The following is a 16,867-nucleotide window of genomic DNA, read 5'->3' as shown; positions in this document are numbered from 1 at the left end:
AGAAAGAATGAGACGATAAGTTGAGAAAGAAATAAGGGAAAAGCTGACCTTGGGGTATCGTTCTTTAACCTAAAAAACTATAACCTATGGATTCAGTAGCAATGCCACAGGAACAGTCTGCCGTACTGGAGCGGCCGCAGTTCAAAGAAAAGTATGAGCATTTTATAGGCGGCGAATGGGTGGCCCCTGCCAACGGGGAGTACTTCGACAACATCTCGCCCATCGACGGCAAACCCTTTACCAAAGCCGCCCGCGGCACCAAAGAAGACATCGACCGGGCCCTGGATGCCGCCCACCGCGCCTTCCCTTCCTGGTCCAGAACCTCGGCGGGCACCCGCAGTAAAATCCTGCTCGAAATCGCCGACCGCATGGAAAAGAACCTGGAGATGCTGGCCCGCGTGGAAACCGTGGACAACGGCAAGGCCATCCGCGAAACCCGCGCAGCCGATATTCCGCTGGCCATTGACCATTTCCGTTATTTTGCCGGCGTTATCCGCGCCGATGAGAGTACCATGTCGGAGCTGGATGAGCACACCGTAAGTATAAACCTGCAGGAGCCGATTGGCGTGGTGGGCCAGATTATTCCCTGGAACTTCCCGCTGTTGATGGCCACTTGGAAAATGGCCCCTGCCCTGGCTGCCGGCTGTACCGTGGTGCTGAAGCCTGCCGAGCAAACGCCGACCAGCATCATGGTGCTGATGGAGCTTATCCAGGACCTCTTGCCCCCAGGTGTATTGAATGTGGTCACCGGCTTCGGACCGGAAGCGGGCAAGCCTTTAGCTTCCTCCCCACGCGTAGCCAAAGTAGCTTTTACCGGCGAAACCACGACTGGCCGCCTAATCATGCAATATGCCTCCGAAAACCTGGTTCCGGTAACGATGGAGCTAGGAGGCAAGTCGCCGAACATTTTCATGCCCAGCATTGCCCAGGCCGACGACGAGTTCTTCGATAAATGCGTGGAAGGCGCGGTGATGTTTGCCCTCAACCAGGGCGAGATCTGCACCTGTCCATCCCGTTTGATTATCCACGAGAGCATTTTCGACCGCTTTATGGAGCGCGTGGTGGCGCGTACCAAGGCCATCAAAGTGGGCAACCCGCTTTCCGAAGACACCACCATGGGCGCCCAGGCCTCCAACGACCAGTTCGAGAAAATCCTCTCCTACATGGACATCGGTAAGCAGGAAGGCGCAGAGGTGCTGGTAGGCGGAGGCGTGGCCAAACTCAACAACGGACTGGAGAACGGTTACTACATCGAGCCGACCATCTTTAAGGGCCACAACAAAATGCGCGTGTTTCAGGAAGAAATCTTCGGACCGGTGGTATCGGCCACCACGTTCAAGACTGCGGAAGAGGCTGTGTCCATTGCCAATGATACGCTCTACGGCCTGGGAGCCGGTCTCTGGACCCGCGACGCACACGAGATTTACCAGATACCGCGTGCCATACAGGCAGGCCGCGTGTGGGTGAACTGCTACCATGCCTATCCGGCGCACGCACCGTTTGGAGGCTACAAGAAGTCGGGTTTTGGCCGCGAGACACACAAGATGATGCTCAACCACTACCGCCAGACCAAGAACATGCTCATCTCTTACAACAAGAACAAGCTGGGCTTCTTTTAATGGATAGTTAAGTATAGCCCTGCCGGTGCAAAATCGGCGGGGCTACTTTTTTAAAGCAGAATGTATGGAAAAGGTTGAGCGCGTGAAAGTGACCGAGGCCGCCGAGGCCGTAATTGATGAGCTGCGCGAGAAGTATGGTCCGCTGATGTTCCACCAAAGTGGCGGCTGTTGCGACGGTTCGCAGCCCATGTGCTTTGCGGAAGGCGAATTTAAGGTGGGCGAAAGCGACGTGCTGCTCGGCGAGGTACACGGCTGCAAGTTCTACATCGCCCGGGATCAGTATGAGTACTGGAAACACACGCAGCTAACGCTGGACGTCATACCTGGCCGCGGCTCCAGCTTCTCGCTGGAGATTCCGCTGGGGGTTCGTTTTCACATCCGCTCCCGGATTTTCACGCCCGAGGAAATGGAGCAGCTGCCACAGGTATAGTATCGTTTAATGGGGAAAATAAAGGCCTGTGCTGCTTACTGCGGCACAGGCCTTTATACTTTATACTTTACAGTTAGGCTTGCGCCACATATTCTACCTTAGGTTGATCATTAGGATATTTGAGCGAGTAATCCTCATCCTCGCCGCGGGCCATACCCACCAGGTAAAGGGCCAGCGCCGTGGCAATGGCGATGATAATGGCGGGCAGGAACCCATCCACCTTAAAATTGCCGACCAATTTATCAACGAGCTTGATCATAAGCGCCGTCACGATGATGCTCACAATGGCCTCAATCAGAAAAAAAGACACCAGGTTGAGGATGCCTCCCAGGATCCAGCCGATGGTGGCATTGAAAAGGCCAATCAGAAAAGCCACCCACAGGGCGGTCCAGAAACTTTTGACATGCACACTGGGCAGAAGATACGACAGCAGAAGTATAACGCCGGCGCTCACGAGTAAATCAATTATAAATCCCATAGTTTTATGATATAGTGGATAATAAATTCTGACTTTACTACGTGCATCAGGCAAAATAGGTATAGCGGATACCCTATTCTACATACTCCGGTTTCAGCTTGTCCCGGAAGTTGTCCTCAAACTTGGTCACTTTCGGCATGGCCACCGAAACTACATAGGGGTCGTCGGGGTTGCGGCGGTAATAATCCTGGTGGTACGCCTCGGCCGGCCAGAATTTTTCAAAGGGCTGCACTTTCGTTACGATGGGGTTTTTATAAGCGCCTGCTTCTTCCAGTTGCCGGATATAGGCCATTGCCTGCTTCTGCTCTTCCGGCGTTTTATAAAAGACAATGGAGCGGTACTGCTTGCCCACATCGGGGCCCTGTCGGTTGAGGGTAGTCGGGTCGTGGGTGGCGAAGAACACCTCCAGCAGCTCCTGGTAGCTTATCTGGCGCGGGTTATAGAACACTTCTACCGCCTCCGCATGGTCTGTCAGGCCGGAGCTAACCTGCTCATAGGTCGGCTTTTTCTGCTTGCCACCGGAATAACCGGAGATAACCGCTGTCACGCCCTGCAGGCGCTCAAAGTAAGCCTCGGTGCACCAGAAACACCCGCCGGCAAACACAGCGCTGGGCAGGCCAACGGTATCTGCTTCCTGTTCTGCGGACGCTTCGCTGCCGGTCATCATCAGGCGTTCGGACGCGCTGTATTCAGAGCAGGAGGCCAGGCCGAAAAGCAAGACCACGTAAACGAGTATACTTCTGGTAATCATAGTGGGAGCTTATACTTTATAGTACGCTTTCAGGGCGGGTCGGTTTTTAGGAATGCCCCGTGGAAGTATGGCAGCTATACCTTACTTTTATACCTTAACCAACGCAACAGGCACTTGTTTATACTTTACAACAACCAGCAGCTGCCCGAAAGCGAGCTGCGCCTGCCGCTCCACGACCGGGCTTTTCAGTATAACGACGGTTTTTTTGAGACGGCTATCCTGCAGGACGGGCGTATCCGCTTCTGGCACAGCCACCTGGAGCGCATCGGGGAGGCCGCTCTGGCGCTGCAACTCGAGCTTCCCTCCTATTTTTTTTCCGGGGAATTGGAAGCAAAACTGCTGGTACTGGCACGGCTGCAGAAAGCAGAAAAGTATGGCCGGCTCAAGCTGAAAGTATGGCGTGCCGGCGCCGGGCTTTATACCCCGCAAACCAACCAGGTGAATTGGCTGGCCACCGCTGCCCCTGCCACGCCTGCGGCAGACAAGCCGCTGCACCTGGGCATCTGCCAACACGTGCGCACTGCTTATACTTCGCTTTCGCATTTTAAAGGGCCCAACGCGCCGCTTTATGTGATGGCCGGACTCGAAAAACAAGGTCAAGACGACATGCTGCTCCTCAATCCGCAGGGTAAAGTAGCTGAGTTGATTTCCTCCAATATCTTTTGGTTGAAAGAGGGCGTGCTCTATACTCCTGAGCTGTCCACCGGCTGTGTGAATGGTATTTTGCGCCGCAATATTCTGGCCTGGTGCAGTGGCAAAAGTATAGCCGTAGCGCAGGTACAACACAATCCGGATGGTTTATACTTAGCTGATGCTGTTTTTGCGGCCAACGTGACTGGCATCAGGGCCGTGGCAAGTATAAATGGCCGGGAGCTAAACCAACGAAATTCCTTTCTGGAAGAACTGCGCAACGGTTTACAAATCTGATTTTTGTAACGGATAGCTGCTGAGCCACTGCCAGGGGCCGCCCTGGTACGCCCAAAGCTGCAGCCCCACGCCGGTGGCAGCAAAAGGCTCAAAGGTGACGTTAAGGTGTTGATGCAGTTCCCTTGCCTTGTCTGGCGCTACCTTGTTCTGCACCGTTACGTGCGCCCATAGCTTTTGCCTATCCTGCGGTGTTAACCAGGGTTGCCACAGTTCTTGCAAGTGCCTGTGCAGCTGTTGCAAGGTTTCGCTCTCGAGTTTGTAGGCAACTCCCCTTCCCATCATCCGCACCTCAGCCACCTGCAAAAGCATAATTTCCTGTTTCTGGCACAGCTGCGTTATCTCCTGCTGGATTTCCTCTAGGTGCTGCGGCGGCAGGTGGTGGAACAGGGTCAGGTGCGCCTCCAGGAAGTTTCGCTCTTTCGGAAAGTATAAACGCCGCTGCTCGTTAAAGAAAAGGCTGCTTTCCGCATCCAGCTCCAAGGTAAGTATAAGAGGCCTTCTTAGATTTTCACCCCTTTCTTTCGCGACGCAACTAACATTGCTGCCCATCTTGAAGTATCTTTGTAGTAACAAACATTTAATAAAAGCATATGGAATCATTGAAAGGTAAGAACGCCCTGGTAACCGGCGCCGGAAAAGGCATCGGACGGGCTATCGCGATAGCACTGGCTGCGGAAGGCGTAAACGTGGCGCTGATGGCCCGCACCACCGCACAACTGGAGCAAGTGGCCGGGGAAGTGAAGGCCAAAGGCGTAAAAGCTGCTGTTGTAACCGCTGATGTGACCGATATAAACGCGGTGAACAAGGCCGTGGATGAGGCCCGTGCACAACTAGGCGCCATCGACATCCTGATTAACAACGCAGGCGTGGGCGCTTTTGGCAAGTTCCTGGAGCTGGAGCCGGAGAAATGGGAAAGCATCATCAAGGTAAACCTGCTGGGGCCATACTATGTTACGCGTGCCGTACTGCCGGAGATGATCGAGCGCCAGACCGGTGACATCGTGAATATCTCTTCTACCGCCGGCCAGAAAGGTGCCCCGGTAACCAGCGCCTACAGCGCGTCAAAGTTCGGTTTGATTGGGATGTCGGAGTCGCTGATGCAGGAGGTGCGCAAGCACAATATCCGCGTAAGCACCCTTACCCCGAGCACCGTTGCCACCGACATGGCCATCGACCTGAAGCTGACTGACGGCAACCCAGACCGCGTGATGCAAGCCGAGGACTTCGCCGAACTCATCATCGCCCAGCTCAAGCTAAACCGTCGCGTGTTTGTGAAAGAGGCCGGTATCTGGTCTACTAATCCGTAAGCTTATTCTTCTAAAGTATAAAAACGCAACAGCCTGAAGTTATCGCTTCAGGCTGTTGCTTTACAGCTGCATGCTAATGCCTAGTGAGAAAGTAGTTGGCTGCGGATACTGGCCATAGTCGATGCCATCTTTAACTTCGGGATCCTGGCCGCTATACTTTGTCAAAACAAAGGCATTTTGCACTGTGGCCATTCCTCTCAACCCGACTTTTTCTGAAGAGCCACTACTGAAGTCATAGCTAAAGTTAAGGTACTGCAAGCGCAGGAATGAGCCTTTCTCTAAATAAAAATCACTTTGATAGAGTGGGCTTCTGTACTCAGTCTCCACGAAGGTTCTTGTACCGTTTACAAGGTACCCCTTATCAAAATTGGGGGAAACTCGACTCGCCCTATCACCGGCATGATTGTAAATATGCTGACCAACCGCACCGTTCAGCAACAAGCTCGCCCCGAGCTTTTTATACTTTACATCAGTGCTGAACCCAACCAAATAAGCCGGATCCGACGAACGAGATAAGCGCGGAAGAACGTGGCCGTATTCATTTGGTTTATACTTACCCGGTATTGGTAATCCCTCTTCGTCGTAAAGCTGCTCCAGCAGGTAAAAGGCACGCACCTGGGAGCCTTTCTCCAAGCCTAATGCAAACCTTTCATCAGGATACTGGAAATAACGGTACCCATCAGCAAGTTCTAGCACCTCAGAGTTGGTTGTGGTTAAATGAGTCCCAACCTGCCAATAAAAAGAAGAGGATTCCCGAAGCACATAATTCAAGTCTACCTCTACTCCTGTTGCCTTATACTTACCTAAGTTTAAAGGAAGACGGAATTGGCTTGATGCAAAGGGTACGAGTGCATTTAGCACCATATCATCGGTTATAGAAGTATAAAAGTTTATGTTGCCCTGCAGTTTGCCATCCCAGAAAGCTCCATGCATGCCTGCGTTCCACTTAGTGGTAGTTTCTGCCGTTATTTGCCTGTCCCTAAAATGCTTGCGTCCCATGGCATCGGGGTTTGCATGCCTGCCATAGTTCGTGTATACCCGGAGCTCCGAAAGCCAGGGGTTGCCCTTGAGAAAAGTTTCGCTGGCAATGTCCCAGGATGCGCCCAAACCTCCGGAGAGCAAAGGTTTTGTATGCATGTTCAACGCTGAGAAATCATGCCGGGAGCCTGCAGCATGCAGCGTATACTTATCTTTATAGGTGAACGAAGCACTTCCAAACATCCCTGCTGATGCCGATTCACTCTGGTAGTGGCGCTCACGTGCTTGGTCCATAATAATTTTGCCCTCTTCAGTATGGGGAGCGTAGTCGTGGCCTCTTTGAACCGTTTCTCTTCCCCTACTGCCAAAAGTTACCTGCAGGCGGCTCTGCAAAAGTTTAATTTCGTGCTCCAGGTTCAGAAATAACTCCGTTAGATGCCAGTTATGCTCCCACGTGTTGCGTTGCACCCACCCTTTATAGTGCGCTACAGCGTACATGTCTGCAGGTCTGAAAGTTACAAATTCGTTATCCTGCTTTTGGAAAGCATGGCGCGCGTTAATGCTAAGCGAAGGGAAAAAATGGAACTTATACTGCAGGTGCGCCTGCCCCAGCAGGTGCCTGGTTTCATCTGAATCGTGGCGCTGCTCCAGCATACTCAGCGGATTCTCGACGCCGTATTTCGGGTATATGAAATATCCGCCATACTTGTTATCCTGGTGCACGGGCTGTGTTGGGTCGAAAGCCCAGGCGCCGGTTATGGCCTCTTTGTCTGCCACCCGGAGCTTCTGGTTTACCTGCGCAAAGTATAAATTCAGGCTCAGGTGGTCCTTCAGTAAGCTTGGGTTAAGCGATGCAGAGAAAGAATTCCTCCTTTGGTTCGAACCCTTTAGGATGCCGTTCTCCTTCAGATGCCCTACTGACATACTAAAAGGCACTGCTTTAAGAAGGGCACCGCTCATTTGCAGGTGTTGATCGTGGCTAAAGGCCTTGCGGTAAATGACATCCTGCCAATCGGTGTTGCTTGCGCCCAGCAAGTGGTCCTGGTCCGGGTAAAGGTCTTTTACGATGTCCCTGAAACTGTTCGCATCAAGCACAGGGGCTTTCCGGCGTAGTGTCGATATGGCTGCTGTTGCACTGTAATGCAGCCTTATTTTTTCATTTTTAGCTCCTTTTTTGGTTGTAATGTAGAGTACACCGTTTGACGCCCTCCCACCATACATTGCTGCCTGTGGGGCATCTTTTAAAAGAGTAATTGAGGCAATATCCGCAGGGTTCAGGAAGGTGAGCACACCTGCATGATCAGATGCACCATTCCCTGAGAACGGGACGCCATCTAAAATAATCAGAGGTGAACTGCTGGCTGTGAGCGAGCTTCCGGTTCTCAGCAGCATTTCAGCTCCGGCCCCTGGGGCTCCTCCATTTGAAATAACCCGTAAACCTGGTATCCGGCCAACCAGCAATTGCTCTGGGGAGGTAATGAATCCTTTATTTAAATTTTCGGGCCGTAGCTGACTGACAGACTCTGTAATTTCGCTTACTCTATGTGTGCCAAGCCCCGTGACAAGGCTATCAGCTGCAGTGGTTTGTGCCGATGCAGAGAGGCTAAGAAAACTAAAACAAAGCGAAAAGCTGACAGCTAATTTGCTGGAGGATGTTACGTGTAAAGTTTGTTTCAAATTGGTACAAATTAAGTATGGTTACCCGTCCCTAAACTAGCATGAATATCCCTAACATCCATAAAAAAAGCACAGACCCCAGGCCTGTGCTTTTCCTTTCATCTTAAGTATAACTTAATTCTTCGGATACCACTCTTTCAGGCGCACCTCAATGTTTTTGTCCCTGGCGTTTACCAGCTGCTTGAACTTCTCCACGTCGCTAAAGCCGTTTTGGCCCCGGAAATGGTACGGGTACACCATCTTCGGCTTAAATTCCAGCACAGCGTCGGCGGCTTGGTCCACATCCATGGTGTAGGGCAAATTCATACATACAAAGGCTACGTCGATATTCTCCAGGCGGCGCATTTCAGGAATACCCTCCGTATCGCCGGAGATGTACACGCGCTTATCACCTACCTGCAATACATAGCCATTGCCCCTGCCTTTCGGGTGGCGCGCATCTGCCGTGTCAGGCAGGTTATACATGGGCATGGCCAAAATACCGATGCCTTGCTGCGTACTCTGCCCGCCATTGTCCAGCACCACCAATTGCTTCTTATACCGCTCCGGCATCATTTCAGCCACCGCTCGCGGCACCACCATCCGTACTTTTTCCGTGTCCAGGGCAGCCAACGTGGTCGTGTCCAGGTGGTCGGGGTGGATGTCGGTGATTAGGATCAGGTCTGGCTTAGGTAGCCCTTTAAAGAGCTCCGCCCCGCCGTATGGGTCCACGTAGATCGTTTTGGCTTTATACGTTAGCGCCAGAGTACCATGCGTAATGGGCTGAATCACCAGTGGGCCTCCGCTGGTTTTAACAGTGTCCGGTTTGGCCAGCTGCTGCGCCTGCACCTGCGCAAAGGCAAGCAGAAAGGCCAGGGTAAGTATGGTTTTTAGTTTCATAGTATAAATTTTATACTTTCTAACATACGCTTAAGGCGATATGGAGTTAGAAAGTATAATCTCTCAACCAAAAACCATTAAACGGCTACCGGCGCCTTAATACCTGGATGCGGGTTGTAGTTTACCAGCTCAAAATCTTCATACTTGAAGTCAAAGATGGCTTTCACGTCCGGGTTAAGCTTCATCTTTGGCAGCTCACGCGGCTCGCGGCTCAGTTGCAGTTGGGCCTGCTCCAGGTGGTTGAGGTAGAGGTGCGTGTCGCCGCCCGTCCAGATAAACTCACCTGGCTCCAGGCCGGTTACCTGCGCCATCATAAGCACCAGCAGCGCATACGAGGCAATATTGAACGGCACGCCCAGGAACACATCGGCGGAGCGCTGGTAGAGCTGGCAGGAAAGCTTTCCTTCGGCCACGTAAAACTGGAAAAAGGCATGGCAGGGCGGCAGCTTCATGTTTTCAATTTCGGCCACATTCCAGGCGCTCACAATGATGCGGCGTGAGTCCGGGTTATTTTTGAGTTGGTTCACCACCTGCGTAATCTGGTCGATGTGGCGGCCGTCCGGTGTGGGCCAGTTGCGCCACTGCGAGCCGTACACCGGCCCCAGGTTGCCGTTCTCGTCAGCCCACTCATCCCAAATGCTCACCCCATTCTCTTTGAGGTATTGGATGTTGGTATCGCCCTTCAGAAACCAGAGTAGCTCATGGATGATGGAGCGCAGGTGTACTTTTTTGGTGGTCACGAGCGGGAAGCCCTGCTGCAAATCGAAACGCATCTGGTAGCCAAACACGCTCAGCGTGCCGGTGCCGGTGCGATCTTCCTTCTTCACCCCGTTGTCCAGGATGTGCTGCATCAGGTCTAAATATTGTTTCATGGTGCGGAAAGTCTTATTGTGGAGGCTTAAATATAGCCATTAATTCCTAACGGCGATACGGCCATTTTTCAACAAAGTATAATCCCTTTCTCCTATACCTCTACAAGCCCCTGACCGCCATACTTTCTAACCTTGTTAAAAAAATTAATTAGGCCTAATCCAATAACCTTGACCATATTTGCGTGTAATTTGTGGGATAAGTATAGAAGTGAGAAGATGAAGAAGATTTTTGCCGTTATCATGCTTTGCCTCCTGGTGGCGGGGGCGCAGGCGCAAACCGAAGTACAGCAGGAAGACAAATTGTCGCGGCTGATGAGCGAGCGGGAGCAGCTGATTTTGGAGTACCAGTACCTGCGGCAGCAGAACAGCAGTTTCTGGGGCACTCAATCCAAGAAAGACCTGCTCAACATCATCGAAACCCTCAAAAAAATCATCAACCTGGATTCTGAGCTGGTGGCAGCGGTGAAGGAGAGCAGCCTGCGCGAGTATGCCAAAACAGCCGTGCAGACCAAGCGTGAGGGCAAGCTCACCCTGGAAGACCAGCGCAATTTCGAAAAGCAGGTTAGCAGCCTGAAAAGCGAGGTAAAAACCCTGGAGAGCACTCTCCGCAAGAAAGACAAAGAGCTGGCCGATTTAAAGACGCAGGTAAAAGCTGGCTACGACATCAAGTATGGCAAGGATAAGGTGATCAGCGTGCTGGCCGTGGGGGCCTTTATCCTGCTCATGTACGCCGTGTTCCTGCAGGTGCGCCTGAACAAGGCCAGCTCCAAAGCCCGTAAAAAGAAGAAAGCATAGTTTTAAAGTATAAATTAATTGAACGATCATACGCTGTCATTCTGAAAGATACTTGGTGGCAGGTAAGTTATGCTGATACAACTTGCCCACAAGATCCTTACAGGATGACAAAAAAGGAGGAGGCTCTCATCATACGTACACGTATAGTTCGGTAAGTATGAATCTTATCCGGTGCGGTTTTTGTTATACTAACGCTACAGAGAAAGTATAAAAGCAGGTACAACGTAACACCTGCTACCACTTATTTAAAAGTATAAAGGCTGGAGCTACACGACCAGCCTTTCTTATTGATATACATGAGCGAAATATTATTTGAACTCAAGCAGGTACAGGAACTGCTTAAAATAGAACAGGAAGAAGACCGCCAGCAGTATAAAATCAAGAGCCTGAAGAGCACCATTGCCGAGCGCAAGGAAATGGGCTTCTGCTGGTACCCGGTAATGATTGCAAAGGAAGAGCTTGGCTTTGGCAACAAGGTGGTAGTGGAACTGGAGCGTACCAAAGACCGCGACCAGCTGCACCTGTTCCAGGTGGGGAAAACCGCAGCCCTTTTCAGCAACTCCGGGGAGCGTCAAAGTATAAACGGCGTGATTGTGGGCCTCAAGCGCAACAAAGTGCAGCTGGCCACCAACAAGGAAGACCTGCCCGACTGGGTGGAGGACGGCCGCCTGGGCATCGACCTGACCTTCGACGAGATGAGCTACCGCGAGATGGAGATAGCCATGAAGAAGGTGACGGAAGCCTACAAAACCAGGCTGGCCGAGCTGCGCGACATCCTGCTGGGGGATGTACCGGCCCGTTTTACGGAGGATACCACGAAAGAAATTCCGGTCCTGAACCCTTCACAGAATGAGGCGGTGCGCAAAATTGTGCAGGCTAAGGATGTGGCTATCATCCACGGACCTCCCGGCACGGGCAAAACCACCACGCTCGTACAGGCCATCCTTAGAACACTGGAAACGCAGAAGCGCCTGCTCGTGACGGCTCCTTCCAACACTGCTGTAGACCTGTTGACCGAAAAGTTGGCTAACGAGGGTGTGAATGTGATTCGCATTGGCAACCCCTCGCGTGTGTCGGATGTGCTGCTGGAGCACACGCTGGACGCCCAGATAATGGAGCACCGCTCGTTTAAAAGCCTGAAGGATTACCGCAAAACAGCCGAAGAGTATAAGCGCATGGCCGGGCAGTTTAAGCGCAAGTTCGGGCATGAGGAGCGGATGCAGCGCCAGTTTTTTCGGGCCGAGAGCAAGCGCCTGCTCGACGAGGCTGACCGTGTGGAGGAGTATATTACCGAAGATCTGCTCAACAACGTGCAGGTTATTACCTGTACGCTGGTAGGCGCGGCCAACAAAGCCATCCGTCACCTGGAGTACGATACCGTGTTTATAGATGAGGCGGCGCAGGCGCTGGAACCCGCCTGCTGGATTCCGATTTCCCGCGCCAAGCGCGTGGTGCTGGCCGGCGACCACTGCCAGCTCCCCCCTACCGTTAAATCATTTGAGGCGGAGCAGAAAGGCCTGGGCAAAACACTGTTCGAGAAATGTATTGAGAGGCAGCAGGACGTGTCGGTGATGCTGAAAACGCAGTACCGCATGCACCACCACATCATGGAGTTCTCGAACCAGCAGTTTTACAAAGGCGAGCTGATGGCCCACGAAAGCGTGCACAGTAGCGACCTGCACGAATACAACGCTCACTTTACGCCAGGCCTGGCCGTGGAGTTCGTCGATACGGCCGGCTGCGGCTACAACGAGGTGGAGACGCCGGAGAGCACCAGCTCGGCTAACCCCGATGAGGCAAACTTGCTCCTTAACCACCTGGCCCACCTGCTCAAGGACTACAGCCACGCCGACGAGGAAGTGGAGCACCTGCGCATTGGCGTCATTGCCCCTTACCGCGCCCAGATAAATTACCTGGAGGACCGCGTGGAGCACATGCCGCATTTGCACGAGCTACGCCAGCGGCGCCACCTGTCGGTGGGTACGGTGGATAGTTTTCAGGGGCAGGAACGCGACATCATCTACATCAGCATGACGCGCAGCAACGACCAGGGCGAGATTGGCTTCCTGGGCGATATCCGCCGCATGAACGTGGCCATGACACGGGCTAAGAAAAAAATGGTGATTGTGGGCGACAGCGCTACGCTGAGCCAGCACCCGTTTTATGCTGCTTTCCTGCAATACGTTGAAAGTATAAATGCCTACCGTAGTGCCTGGGAGCTACAGGAGTTGATGGCGTAAAACATTGTGCATCGTTTAGAGGTATGCATATAAATCCATACCTTTCTGAAATTAGAACAAAGCAACACAAGATGAAAATTGAAAAAAACAGAGTAGTCACGCTCACCTATGAACTGCGCATCATGAACGAGCAGGGCGAACCAAGCCTGATTGAAACCGCCGACAACGAGCACCCGATGGTGTTTATCTTCGGCATGAGCGGTCTGCCAGAGCAGTTCGAGGAGAAGCTGGACGGTCTGTCTGCTGGCGATACATTTGATTTTAAACTGGACGCTGAAGAAGGTTACGGCAGCCAGGACGCTGAGGCGATTGTGGACCTGCCGAAGGCCGCTTTCGAGGTGGAAGGCGCCGTGCCTGAGGATATGCTGGAAATCGGCAACTACATCCCAATGACAGACGCAGAAGGCAACCAGCTGCAGGGCCGTGTTGTGGAAGTAACCGCTGATACCGTAAAGATGGACTTTAACCACCCGCTGGCCGGCAAAGAACTCTACTTTAAAGGCAAGGTGGAGAAAGTGCGCGAAGCCACGCCAGACGAGCTATCACACGGCCACGTACACGGCGAAGGCGGTGTGCATCACTAAGAAGTATAAATTCAAAGTATAGAAACGGCGCGGCAGGATATTTCTGCCGCGCCGTTTTTTTTTGTGAACCATTGGTTGTCCTAGGCTGTGTCTGAAAAATGGAATTTAGTTAAATCTGCTGTGGTTTTAGCATTTGGAGGAAGGATAGCGGATGAGTCACGGCAGATACGAGCTAAGTCAGCGGCAGTGGGAGCTTATAGAAGAGGAGCTGCCGCAGCCAGTAATCAGAGAAGACGGCAGGGGCAGGCCCAGCCGGTCTGATAGGAAAATCCTCAACGGTGTCTTCTGGATCCTGTGTTCTGGCAGCCCCTGGCGAGACTTGCCGGCCAAGTATGGCCCTTGGCAGACGGTATATGACAGGTTCAGGAAGTGGCAGCAGTTGGGAGTGTTTGAGAAGATCCTGAAGAAGCTAAGGCTGCGCCTGCTGCAGGACGGTTACCTGGACCTGAACACCTGGTTTGTGGACGCCACCATCAACAAGGCGCACAAAGCTACCGCGGGGGCTAAAAAAAAGAAGACCAGGCTCTAGGCAGGTCCAGGGGTGGCTTCTCTACGAAGGTGCACCTTTTGTGCTGTGGCAGGGGCTTCCCGCTGCAGGTGCTCTTGACCGGTGGCCAGGCCGGTGAAGCCCCACAGTTGCCCAGGCTCCTGGAACTGGAAGAGAAAAAGCCTAAAGTATTGGTGGCTGACAAAGGCTATGACAGCCAGGTCGTCCGCAAGGTGCTGCGGGAGCAGTCCATCAGGGCCCAGATACCGGAAAGGGGCCTGCCGGAGGGAAACAAACGCAGAAGAAAAGGAAGGCCGCCCAAAGTGAGCAGGCAGATGTACCGCCAAAGAAACATCATTGAAAGGCTCTTTGGCAGGCTCAAGGAAATGAGGCGGTTTGCCTGCAGATTCGAAAAGCTCGCTGACAGCTATCTGGCTTTCGTTCAACTAGCCTTTATGAAAATCTGCCTCAAACCATATTTTTCAGACACACCCTAGGGCTTCTAACGATTCTTTTGCAAGCCATTTGCCCACCCCACCCTATCCCCTCAGGGGGCAGGGCCGACTCATTCTTTTCATTTTGTCATCCTGAAAGGATCTTGGTGGCAAGTGGCAAAAGCTTCACCTCCCTTCTACCAGGTTTCTACAAAGAATGGCAGATAGTTTAATGCTGTTGTGAACAGAACGAAACAGCTTATCCCTCAAGAATGGTAACTCCATTTGCTGGCGCGGGTTTGCAACCCGTGCCTAACTATGAGGTCGGATTTGTAATCCGACTGGGCCAGAGGCCCAACGATAGCCAGTCACGAGCGTGGACGCTCGCGCCATAACGAGCGAACTAATAAAAAGAAACATGTGAATTACATCTTGGTAATAACGTTACTATAGCTTATACTTTAACCTCCACCCGCTTGCCCGTTCTGGCTGCCTCATAAATTGCCTCCAGAATCTTCATGTCCCGAAGGCCCATCTCCCCGGGTACCCGGGTTTCCTTGTTCTCTTTCACACATAGGGCGAAATCGTCCATTTGCCGCGCCTGTTGGTTTACCTGGGGCAGGTCCATAGGTCCCTCGCTGGTCTCTCCCTGGATGCCTGAATAACTGTAAGCCGGGTCCAGCTTCCACCAGCCTTTCTCCGCTTTGCCGGACAGTAAGCTTTCGTTTTCATTGTAGCTGGTGCGGCACCTGGCTACCGCGCCATTCGGAAACTCCATTTGCCAGCTGATCGACTGCTCCACATCATCAAAGTAATCGGGCCTGGTCACCTGACCATACTTTGCCGTGATGGCTACCGGTGCTTGCCCCACGGTATAAATAGCTCCCTGCACACAGTAGATGCCTAGGTCCATCAGCGGCCCTCCTCCTGCCAGCTTTTTATCCAGGCGCCAGGCCTTGGGGTTACCCGTAAACACGAAACTGTCGGCGGCTTCCACCTCCTTTACATGCCCGTATACCTGCTGCTGGCCCAGCTCCATCACCCGTTGGTTGTGCGGCTCAAAATGCAGGCGATACCCGATGGATAGCTTCACGTTATTTTCCCGGCAGGCATCGAGCATGCGCTGGCAATCGGCTGCGGAGGTGGCCATGGGCTTCTCCGAGATGATGTGCTTCCTGGCCTTTGCACCCCGTACAGTATACTCGGCATGCAAGCCGTTGGGCAATACAATGTAGATGATGTCAATATCCGGGTTATCGGCTATCTGGTCGTAGGTCTCGTAGCTGTAGATGTTCTTGTCGGGGATTTTATACTTGCGCTTCCACTCCTCGGCCTTGGCGGGGGTACCCGTTACGATGCCGGCCAGGTAGCAGTGCTCTGTTTCCTGCAGGGCCGGAGCCAATTGATTGGTAGCATAAGAGCCCAAGCCTACTAAGGCAATGCCTAGCTTCTTATTTTGAGAGGTGCCCTGTGTGGTTTGCGCTTGTTTCTCTTCGCCTTTGGGTTGGCAGGAAGTAGCAAAGGAGGCAAGCGGAAGCCCAAGGCTCGTTACCCCGAGGGCCAGGGAAAAATCTTTCAGAAATTCTCTGCGGTTATGGCGGAAGTAAAAGTCAGTTTGTTTCATAGAAAAGGGATAGAAAAGTATACTTTTACAAAGTATAAGTATAAGTCACTAAAAGGTTTACCCTCTTCCGCTTAACTAACTATAGCTGCTCCTTTACCTCCTGCACATAGCGCTCCAGGTCCGGAAAAAAGCGCTGAAAATCTGCCAGGTATAGCGCATACTGCTCCTCCAGCTCCTGTGCGGCTGTCTCCATACCTGAGGCAAAGGAAGTCCGGCGGCTCATGCCCTCCAGCGCCTGCGCAATCCCCTGCAGTTCGGCATACGACACCAGCCAGTTGTCGCGGCGCATGTAGCTGAACAGGTGCTGCACCCGCTGCGGCAGCAGCTCGTAATGCCTGCCAATCAACGTATAGGAACGCTGCACAAACGCATGAAGCGGCTCACGGGCATACTGCTCAAAATTGCGGGCAAGAAAATGGTCGAAGTACATATCGGCCACCACCGGCGCAAATTTTCTATACTTGGGGCGCAGCCGGGCCTTGGTTTCGGCCACCACCGGGTGCGTGTCGGTGTAGGTGTCGATGAGGCGGTGCAGGTAGATGCCTTTGGCCACCCCGGGCGCGTAAAGCTCGGCCTTTTTGCCTTTCACGGCGTCGGCCATAAAATTGCCCAGCAGCAGCTCGTCGTCAGTGCCCGAAAGGTAGATATGTGCGAGGTAGTTCAAGGGTGTTGCAATAAGGTTAAAAGTATAAACCCGCTTCGGCTCCTAAGGTTTCAGCGGGAGCTGGCCGGGCGGCAAAGTATAAACCCTTGCTTGCGGTGCCCCGTACTCAACAGAAAAAGAT

The 16,867-nt window shown here is 52.7% G+C and carries 15 protein-coding genes and 1 pseudogene; 8 read left to right on the top strand and 8 right to left on the bottom strand.

Annotated elements, in window-relative coordinates:
* Positions 1-86 precede the first annotated feature (86 nt).
* Together C8N40_RS07615 and C8N40_RS07610 are read left to right on the top strand one after the other, a co-directional pair.
* Positions 87-1,619: an aldehyde dehydrogenase family protein gene (locus tag C8N40_RS07615; protein ID WP_211318058.1), complete on the top strand. Its 1,533-nt coding sequence runs from the start codon at positions 87-89 to the stop codon at positions 1,617-1,619.
* A 64-nt stretch (positions 1,620-1,683) separates the two neighbouring features.
* Positions 1,684-2,049, top strand: a complete 366-nt coding sequence (locus C8N40_RS07610; RefSeq protein WP_108211185.1) for a DUF779 domain-containing protein — start codon at positions 1,684-1,686, stop codon at positions 2,047-2,049.
* Between the two features lie 73 nt (positions 2,050-2,122).
* Here C8N40_RS07610 and C8N40_RS07605 read toward each other — a convergent pair whose 3' ends face one another.
* Positions 2,123-2,527, bottom strand: coding sequence for a phage holin family protein (locus C8N40_RS07605; RefSeq protein ID WP_108211184.1), 405 nt, complete (start codon positions 2,525-2,527; stop codon positions 2,123-2,125).
* A gap of 73 nt (positions 2,528-2,600) precedes the next feature.
* Positions 2,601-3,278 (bottom strand): peptide-methionine (S)-S-oxide reductase MsrA, encoded by a 678-nt coding sequence (gene msrA, locus C8N40_RS07600; RefSeq protein ID WP_170114046.1) that lies wholly within the window; start codon positions 3,276-3,278, stop codon positions 2,601-2,603.
* A 114-nt stretch (positions 3,279-3,392) separates the two neighbouring features.
* Here msrA and C8N40_RS07595 point away from each other — a divergent pair, with 114 nt between their 5' ends.
* On the top strand, positions 3,393-4,205 hold the full coding sequence (locus tag C8N40_RS07595; RefSeq protein ID WP_170114045.1) for an aminotransferase class IV: 813 nt from the start codon (positions 3,393-3,395) through the stop codon (positions 4,203-4,205).
* On the opposite strand, the gene C8N40_RS07590 is transcribed toward C8N40_RS07595, so the two are convergent.
* Positions 4,194-4,685 (bottom strand): 2'-5' RNA ligase family protein, encoded by a 492-nt coding sequence (locus C8N40_RS07590; RefSeq protein ID WP_211318057.1) that lies wholly within the window; start codon positions 4,683-4,685, stop codon positions 4,194-4,196. The two genes, C8N40_RS07595 and C8N40_RS07590, sit on opposite strands and share 12 nt — an antisense overlap.
* 110 nt (positions 4,686-4,795) lie before the next feature.
* Between C8N40_RS07590 and C8N40_RS07585 the strand changes: the two genes are divergently transcribed.
* Entirely contained in the window at positions 4,796-5,512 is a 717-nt protein-coding gene (locus C8N40_RS07585; RefSeq protein ID WP_108211181.1) for a 3-ketoacyl-ACP reductase, read from the top strand.
* Between the two features lie 60 nt (positions 5,513-5,572).
* On the opposite strand, the gene C8N40_RS07580 is transcribed toward C8N40_RS07585, so the two are convergent.
* From C8N40_RS07580 to C8N40_RS07570, 3 genes are all read right to left on the bottom strand, one after another.
* Positions 5,573-8,167 carry a TonB-dependent receptor plug domain-containing protein gene (locus C8N40_RS07580; RefSeq protein ID WP_170114043.1) on the bottom strand — a complete coding sequence of 865 codons (2,595 nt, stop codon included), beginning with the start codon at positions 8,165-8,167 and terminating at the stop codon, positions 5,573-5,575.
* A 114-nt stretch (positions 8,168-8,281) separates the two neighbouring features.
* Complete coding sequence (locus tag C8N40_RS07575) at positions 8,282-9,046, bottom strand: MBL fold metallo-hydrolase (RefSeq protein ID WP_108211179.1); 765 nt, start codon at positions 9,044-9,046, stop codon at positions 8,282-8,284.
* Between the two features lie 77 nt (positions 9,047-9,123).
* Positions 9,124-9,918 (bottom strand): thymidylate synthase, encoded by a 795-nt coding sequence (locus C8N40_RS07570; RefSeq protein ID WP_108211178.1) that lies wholly within the window; start codon positions 9,916-9,918, stop codon positions 9,124-9,126.
* Positions 9,919-10,134: 216 nt separating this feature from the next.
* Here C8N40_RS07570 and C8N40_RS07565 point away from each other — a divergent pair, with 216 nt between their 5' ends.
* The 4 genes and pseudogenes from C8N40_RS07565 to C8N40_RS23085 form a co-directional block, all read left to right on the top strand.
* The gene (locus tag C8N40_RS07565; protein ID WP_108211177.1) at positions 10,135-10,713 is read left to right on the top strand and encodes a hypothetical protein; all 579 of its coding nucleotides are present in this window, start codon (positions 10,135-10,137) and stop codon (positions 10,711-10,713) included.
* A gap of 296 nt (positions 10,714-11,009) precedes the next feature.
* Entirely contained in the window at positions 11,010-12,953 is a 1,944-nt protein-coding gene (locus C8N40_RS07560) for an AAA domain-containing protein (protein WP_108211397.1), read from the top strand.
* A gap of 71 nt (positions 12,954-13,024) precedes the next feature.
* On the top strand, positions 13,025-13,537 hold the full coding sequence (locus tag C8N40_RS07555; protein WP_108211176.1) for an FKBP-type peptidyl-prolyl cis-trans isomerase: 513 nt from the start codon (positions 13,025-13,027) through the stop codon (positions 13,535-13,537).
* A 165-nt stretch (positions 13,538-13,702) separates the two neighbouring features.
* A pseudogene (locus C8N40_RS23085) lies at positions 13,703-14,521 on the top strand (IS5 family transposase); the annotation flags it as partial.
* A gap of 391 nt (positions 14,522-14,912) precedes the next feature.
* Here the strand turns inward: C8N40_RS23085 and C8N40_RS07540 are convergent.
* Both C8N40_RS07540 and C8N40_RS07535 read right to left on the bottom strand, forming a co-directional pair.
* Entirely contained in the window at positions 14,913-16,082 is a 1,170-nt protein-coding gene (locus tag C8N40_RS07540; protein ID WP_108211173.1) for a Gfo/Idh/MocA family protein, read from the bottom strand.
* A 79-nt stretch (positions 16,083-16,161) separates the two neighbouring features.
* The gene (locus tag C8N40_RS07535; RefSeq protein WP_108211172.1) at positions 16,162-16,746 is read right to left on the bottom strand and encodes an acyl carrier protein phosphodiesterase; all 585 of its coding nucleotides are present in this window, start codon (positions 16,744-16,746) and stop codon (positions 16,162-16,164) included.
* Positions 16,747-16,867: the final 121 nt, after the last annotated feature.

This window comes from Pontibacter mucosus (genome assembly GCF_003054055.1).
GTDB lineage: Bacteria > Bacteroidota > Bacteroidia > Cytophagales > Hymenobacteraceae > Pontibacter > Pontibacter mucosus.
This window is presented reverse-complemented; position numbering and strand designations above follow the sequence as displayed.

Coding starts and splice junctions, on each gene's coding strand:
- C8N40_RS07615 (WP_211318058.1), top strand. CDS start 87: ATGGATTCAGTAGCAATGCCACAGGAACAGTCTGCCGTACTGGAGCGG.
- C8N40_RS07610 (WP_108211185.1), top strand. CDS start 1,684: ATGGAAAAGGTTGAGCGCGTGAAAGTGACCGAGGCCGCCGAGGCCGTA.
- C8N40_RS07605 (WP_108211184.1), bottom strand. CDS start 2,527: ATGGGATTTATAATTGATTTACTCGTGAGCGCCGGCGTTATACTTCTG.
- msrA (WP_170114046.1), bottom strand. CDS start 3,278: ATGATTACCAGAAGTATACTCGTTTACGTGGTCTTGCTTTTCGGCCTG.
- C8N40_RS07585 (WP_108211181.1), top strand. CDS start 4,796: ATGGAATCATTGAAAGGTAAGAACGCCCTGGTAACCGGCGCCGGAAAA.
- C8N40_RS07575 (WP_108211179.1), bottom strand. CDS start 9,046: ATGAAACTAAAAACCATACTTACCCTGGCCTTTCTGCTTGCCTTTGCG.
- C8N40_RS07570 (WP_108211178.1), bottom strand. CDS start 9,918: ATGAAACAATATTTAGACCTGATGCAGCACATCCTGGACAACGGGGTG.
- C8N40_RS07565 (WP_108211177.1), top strand. CDS start 10,135: ATGAAGAAGATTTTTGCCGTTATCATGCTTTGCCTCCTGGTGGCGGGG.
- C8N40_RS07560 (WP_108211397.1), top strand. CDS start 11,010: ATGAGCGAAATATTATTTGAACTCAAGCAGGTACAGGAACTGCTTAAA.
- C8N40_RS07555 (WP_108211176.1), top strand. CDS start 13,025: ATGAAAATTGAAAAAAACAGAGTAGTCACGCTCACCTATGAACTGCGC.
- C8N40_RS07540 (WP_108211173.1), bottom strand. CDS start 16,082: ATGAAACAAACTGACTTTTACTTCCGCCATAACCGCAGAGAATTTCTG.